This window comes from Candidatus Jordarchaeum sp. (genome assembly GCF_052745115.1).
Map to the genome: position 1 here is coordinate 1 of NZ_JBRAKS010000250.1, position 5,684 is coordinate 5,684.

General features: G+C 36.0%; 9 protein-coding genes. 6 read left to right on the forward strand and 3 right to left on the reverse strand.

Features of this window, described 5'->3' with window-relative positions:
* The first annotated feature begins 36 nt into the window (after positions 1-36).
* Positions 37-252: a hypothetical protein gene (locus ACUVXA_RS15090; RefSeq protein WP_445872108.1), complete on the forward strand. Its 216-nt coding sequence runs from the start codon at positions 37-39 to the stop codon at positions 250-252.
* 332 nt (positions 253-584) lie between these two features.
* Here the strand turns inward: ACUVXA_RS15090 and ACUVXA_RS15095 are convergent, their stop codons facing one another.
* The 3 genes from ACUVXA_RS15095 to ACUVXA_RS15105 all read right to left on the reverse strand — a co-directional run bounded on the left by ACUVXA_RS15095 (position 585) and on the right by ACUVXA_RS15105 (position 2,593).
* Positions 585-1,601, reverse strand: a complete 1,017-nt coding sequence (locus ACUVXA_RS15095; protein WP_445872109.1) for a hypothetical protein — start codon at positions 1,599-1,601, stop codon at positions 585-587.
* A gap of 157 nt (positions 1,602-1,758) precedes the next feature.
* On the reverse strand, positions 1,759-2,181 hold the full coding sequence (locus ACUVXA_RS15100; protein ID WP_445872110.1) for a hypothetical protein: 423 nt from the start codon (positions 2,179-2,181) through the stop codon (positions 1,759-1,761).
* Positions 2,182-2,206: 25 nt separating this feature from the next.
* The gene (locus tag ACUVXA_RS15105) at positions 2,207-2,593 is read right to left on the reverse strand and encodes a hypothetical protein (protein WP_445872111.1); all 387 of its coding nucleotides are present in this window, start codon (positions 2,591-2,593) and stop codon (positions 2,207-2,209) included.
* Between the two features lie 225 nt (positions 2,594-2,818).
* On the opposite strand from ACUVXA_RS15105, the gene ACUVXA_RS15110 reads away from it, so the two are divergent.
* The 5 genes from ACUVXA_RS15110 to ACUVXA_RS15130 all read left to right on the forward strand — a co-directional run bounded on the left by ACUVXA_RS15110 (position 2,819) and on the right by ACUVXA_RS15130 (position 5,599).
* Positions 2,819-3,325: a hypothetical protein gene (locus tag ACUVXA_RS15110; RefSeq protein ID WP_445872112.1), complete on the forward strand. Its 507-nt coding sequence runs from the start codon at positions 2,819-2,821 to the stop codon at positions 3,323-3,325.
* A gap of 142 nt (positions 3,326-3,467) precedes the next feature.
* Positions 3,468-3,839, forward strand: a complete 372-nt coding sequence (locus ACUVXA_RS15115) for an RNA repair domain-containing protein (RefSeq protein ID WP_445872113.1) — start codon at positions 3,468-3,470, stop codon at positions 3,837-3,839.
* A 95-nt stretch (positions 3,840-3,934) separates the two neighbouring features.
* Positions 3,935-4,486, forward strand: coding sequence for a TOBE domain-containing protein (locus tag ACUVXA_RS15120; protein WP_445872116.1), 552 nt, complete (start codon positions 3,935-3,937; stop codon positions 4,484-4,486).
* 21 nt (positions 4,487-4,507) lie between these two features.
* Entirely contained in the window at positions 4,508-4,714 is a 207-nt protein-coding gene (locus tag ACUVXA_RS15125) for a TOBE domain-containing protein (protein ID WP_445872114.1), read from the forward strand.
* A 156-nt stretch (positions 4,715-4,870) separates the two neighbouring features.
* The gene (locus ACUVXA_RS15130) at positions 4,871-5,599 is read left to right on the forward strand and encodes a hypothetical protein (protein WP_445872115.1); all 729 of its coding nucleotides are present in this window, start codon (positions 4,871-4,873) and stop codon (positions 5,597-5,599) included.
* The last annotated feature ends 85 nt before the right edge of the window (positions 5,600-5,684 follow it).

A 5,684-nucleotide genomic window follows, 5' to 3' on the forward strand; every position in this document is an offset into this window, starting at 1 on the left:
TTATTGAAATATTTATACACATTAGGGGTGAGAGTTATGTCAAGTAAAAAATCGGACCCATTAGCCTCTGCACTTTCCATGGAGAAAAAAGCAGTAGCTACTTATGCGAAAATGGAAGATGCAGCGAAGAAGAAAAACGCTTTAAAAGTAGCGGCACTTTTTGACCAGCTTGGAAGGGATTCTGAGAAGCGCGTTGAAAAAATTCAAAAAATGATTTTGCAAATGAAAAAGGAAAAGAAAAAGATAAAGTAATTAAAGAAGAGAAAAAAATTCAGCTAAACTTGGTCATAAATATCTAATACCCGAATCAGTTAAAATTTAATACCTTTCTTCAATTTTTTCTTTTTCATATTTTTTCAATTTAATGGCTTACTTCAGTGGTGGGCGGGATTTTTTAATTTTTTATTTTTAAATTCAAATAGTTGACTAAGTATTTGGAAAGGTAATGATTTTGTGAGAAGTTAAAGATATAGAAGTTAGTAAAGTATGATGCGGTTTCTATTTCGATTTATAACAAAAATATTCTAGAGTGTTAAGTGGCTTGTTTTTTAAACTTCATTAGTTTTTCTGGCTCTTAAAATTCCCTAATATTGTTCGGTAGACACTCGTCTAACGCCATAGCTCTTATAATCTTTTATTTCGATTTCTGGAATTTCTTTATACAGTTCTTTTTTCCCCTCGATTAGATAATAAATTTCTATTGATTGATTCTCTAAGATTTTAGTGAAATTCCATATTATATGACTCATATTTTCCTTTGTTGATATCTCCGGTTCAATGGTTGCTCCGGCAAGCTTCTGACTTGGAAAAATCTTGTCTTCTATTTTCACATCTTCAAGATCAGAATGTGTCGTATTTTGGAATTCTATGTTCACAATGAACTGTCCTTTTTCATCCTGTGGCTCTATAATTTTTGTTAATCTACCTATGTTTCGCCCATCCTTCAGCTGGAGCTGTTTTTCAATTATTCTGGTGATTTTTCTGGGCTCTAGAATATAGGTGATTTCCCATTTATCATCTTTCTCAAATTTAGATGTTACCCATTTTAGAATGGTGTCTTCTCCTTCTCTTGCGTATGGATGCAAATTCTTTGCGGAGAATTCCACAACTGAAAACTCTAAGGGAATTACATCCTCTAGTATAACATTTTCCATCCGTTTTCCCGTGCTGTTGAAAAAGATTAGGTTCGATTTGTAACGTTTGGTTGTTTCAGGAATAATTGGAAAATAGGTTCTAACAATCAGAATTTCCTTTCCCTGACTTATTATCACTGTTCGGGAAATGTTTCTTTTCAATGTAAAATTAAAGTAAATCTTTTCTTTTGGAGATAACTTTTTCAAGTCAAATGATACATCCATTCCTTCAAGGCTAGGCTCCTTTTTTGGTCTAATTTGAGAATCAATCTTCTCAATACTGTAGGAGGCTGGGACGTAACATGTGAGAATAGTGTCTTTTAAATCCGTTTCGTAAGTATTTTCAAAATATACTTCGGCTAAAAACTCTGAATTCTCTCTTTCAATGGAAGTTTTGAAGCTGAGTTCAAAATCTTTTCCCCCTCTTTTGGCGGTAACTGTGGAAATAATTTCGGATTTTAATCTCACCCTTTTTTTCTCCAGAACAGTTCTGAGCAATTTTGATAACTGTCTTTCTGTTGGTTTACCTGATAGATGAACTACTTCTACTGAGGGAATAAAATTTTCAGTTTTGCCTCCCAGAATCTCATAGATTGCATCATCCGCCGGTAAAATCTCAATTTTCTCATCGATTTTTCTCCAGGGCAGATTTCATTTCTGCTTCAGTTAGGGGCTCCTCAAATGTAAATTCTTCATCCCCAGCAGCTGGCGCTGTTAATCTCTCTTCCAGAATGTTGAGTGCAAACTGAAATGTTTGATGAGTTCTTACTTCCTCCTCTGTGACATTTTGGGAAACCTCTTTTGCCGCCTCAATGTTACCTGAAAATAAGTAGCGTAATATCGCGTCCTTAAAAGCGCTGGCCGCACTGAAGTAATCCTCTTTCTGGATGTAGAGTTCTCCTAAAATTTGGAACGTTTTGGATAATTGTTTGCTTTCTCCGGCCTTTTCAAGGCATTCAGATGCCTGTTTGTAGAGTTCGATTGCCTCTTTTATTTCTCCTTTTTCTTGAGCTTGTTTTGCTTTCTCTACTATCTCCCCGCATTCCATATCCTATCCCTCAAATTTTGTGATTCTATTTTTTCTCAAAGACTTCAATGAGAGAGTTTCTGATGATTACAATTTTCTTCCGATGTTCTTCTAAATCAAACCTTTTTTCCTCTATTGGTGGTACATCTTTGGGAACCTTATAGGATTTGACAAAGATTAGCCATGTGACTCTGCTTTTGTCTGCTACGAATTGCTTCATTTGTTCAAACCCTTCCCCTTCAAGATATTCTTGAAAAAGTTTGTATAGTTTTTCTTCAGCATTCTTATCTTTTCTTGCAAGACCGCAGGCAGAGATTAGTATGTCTCTTTCAACCCAATTAATTTTTCCTTCCTCATATAATCGATTGGCGCTCGCCAAGTTCCCGTTTACGATGGAAATAACTTCACCATAATCTAGCTCCTCTAAAGTCATCACAGCACCCTCTTCTACAAACTAAACGTTAATCATTTTTTATATAATCACAAACATAAATACCTTCCCAAACACAGAAAACCTAGGAAACAGTTTCCTCCACAATATTTTTATTAAATGATGTAAAAAATGAACAAATTAAGGTACTCTCGATTTTTAAACTTGGAAGCCTTGATAAGATTGATGGAAAATTAGAATCGGATATCTGGAAAAGAGGTTTTATTTATGAGTACAAAACCTTTGGGTTCCTTAATAATTTCAATTTTTCTATTTTTGATGTCTTTTATAACTATACTGGGTAGCTATCTCTCCTATCTTATGCCAATGCTCAGTTGGACGGAAAAAAGTCTTCAGACATACTTTTTTCTATACTATGCCTTTTCACCCAGTGTTCTCAACTTGTGGATTTTATCTTATTTAACACAGTTACCCAAAACCACTCAGGCACTCGCAACCATGATACTCCTATTCTTCTTAGGTGCTGGTCTGTTTGTATCGAGCATCGGATTTTACAAGCTAAAAAAGTGGGCTTATATCTTCACAGTGGCCTACGCATTATATAATATAGTAATCCCCTTCATACCGCCCACTCTAAACTTGAACGTTTTATACACCCTAGCCTCCTTAACCACAAGCACTATACTTATCCAAATCTGCCAAGTACTCCCCGCATTTATTGGTTTTACGCTCTTATTATACCTTCCCGGCGAAATTAGAAAAAGATTTGAATAAATTAAATTGGGGAAACCAATAGTCTGGTTTTCATCCAAAATTAGAAATAACTATAACTATTAAACTGCGAGGTTTTCAATTTTGGCTAAAGTTTATTATATAAAAAGTGTTTTTCTTTCCTAAAATAGTTCAAGTGGCTGATTTGAAGATTCAATGTGAAAAGTGTGGCAGCACCATAGATGTGGAAGAAGTGAAATACAAGGGTAGAAGTCTACTTCTTTGCAGAGATTGTCGTGAAGGTCGAAGGGTTACCGTAAGAGATCTACTTAATGAGATTCGCTGGGACAAAAGACATGATCCAGAATCGTATTCGGTAATTTTCATCCACAGAACCGATGAAGGAAATCTTAAGGAAATTCCCTATACTAGTATCAGTGAAATAAGTGGGGGCTTCTTCACATATTCTTATATGGGTGATGAGGCTATAATTCCCCTACACAGGGTTATTCAGATTAAAAATACAAAGACTGGAGACAAGCTAATTGATAGAAAATCAAGATACCAGACTGAATAATTTTTTTCGTAAAACTAAAAAAATTGAAGGCTTTTAATCGATGATGGGGAATATTAAGAATCCTTGACGGTTCGAGTTTGGTGATGTAATTGGAAGTGGTTCCCAAGACTAAAATCTGGTTAGAATTTGAGGGCGAATCTCTTCTGGGCAGAGGGGGAGCTAAACTTTTGGAAAATATTGAGAAGGAGGGTTCTCTCACCAAAGCCATAAAAAATCTGAACATATCTTATAGATACGCTTGGGGTTACTTGAAAAAAATTGAGAAAAAACTAGGCGGCCCCATTGTTGAAACTTTTAAGGGAGGAAAGGATGGTGGAGGCGGCATGAGGCTTACCCCCCTGGGGAAGTATCTTATGAGAAAATACAACCGCTTTGAAAACTTTATACGGCTGGCGCTTGAGAATTCTGAACTCTGGGAGGCCTGCGGGTTCTCCATTCCGGATAAAAATAGATTAAGCGGTCAAATAGTAAATGTGGAAATTGGTGACTTGGCAGCCTTTATCCAAATAGAGTTGAAAAAACCGTTTACTTTAACGTCCATAATTACCACGAAATCAGTTGAAGACCTCAAAATAGATAATGGTGATCTAATCAACATATTTATCAAGTCCACAGAGATAATGGTGGACAAACCAGAAAATATTTAGTATAACGGGAGGAGATCAAGATTGAAGTTAAGTGCCAGAAACCAAATTAAAGGTAGCGTTACCGAAATCGAAAAGGGAGTTGTTACTGCTAAGGTTAAGGTAAAGATTGATGCACCAATAGTGCTCACAGCGGTCATAACCAAGGAAGCGGCCGAAGAACTAAAGTTAAAGGTAGGAGACAAAGTGCAGGCAATAGTAAAGGCCACTGAAGTGATCCTTGGAAAATGAAATGCAGTGAAATCTGCATAAGGAAGTTACGTCAGTAGTCCTAGACGAACTCCCTAATTTAGGTAAATATTAAGTTTTTTTCCATTTTTAACAATATTTTTTTATACCACATCGCTCAAGAAATGAGCATTTATAATTTGTTTTGGAGGCTTGGATTTGAATCCTGATTTTAAAGGGAAAGATGAAGGGCATACGAAAGAACAAGAGAATCAGTCGAAACATATTAGAAAAAATGGGAAAGAAACTGTTTATCGTATTGCAGACTTGATATCCAAGATTCTTACCCCTCAGCTCATTAGCCTTATGGTTGTTATAATCTTTGCTTTTATGTCCCCTATTGGCACAGGGCCTCTACTGAATCCTCTTCAGTGTTTTCTTCTGGGAATAGCTTTTATCGTTGTGCTTCCGATTTCGCCTGTACTAGTTGCATTCGTTAGAGGTAAGGTTGATATTTGGGTGTCTTCTCGTAGATCTAGAACATTTTTCTTTATCCTTGCCATTTTGATTTACTTTATTGGAGCCGCAATATTTCTATGTGAAAAATCCATTATTATGTACGTTATTTCTCTGACTTATGCTTTCGTTACTCTAGCTGTAGCGTTAATCAATTTGAAGTGGAAAATTAGCGTGCACACAGCTGGAATATCCGGCCCCTCAACCGCCCTCGTTTATGTTTATGGATTAATTGCGCTTTTCTCCATTGCCTTAATAGTGCTGGTAATTTGGTCGAGAGTCAAGTTAAAAGCACACACAACAGGGCAAGCAATAGCAGGAGCTATAGTTGCAATATTTGTTACCATTGGTGTCTACGTATTTACTTATCCCTTTTGGGATCTGGGCTTCTGGCTCAAGGTTTTACTCCAGAACTTGTTTATAATATTTTAGAATTTTTCTTGGCTAATTTTTTAATAAAAGATGTAGAAATCATAGACATTTGTCACCCCCCTCTTTAAATTTCTTTTCCGAGTTT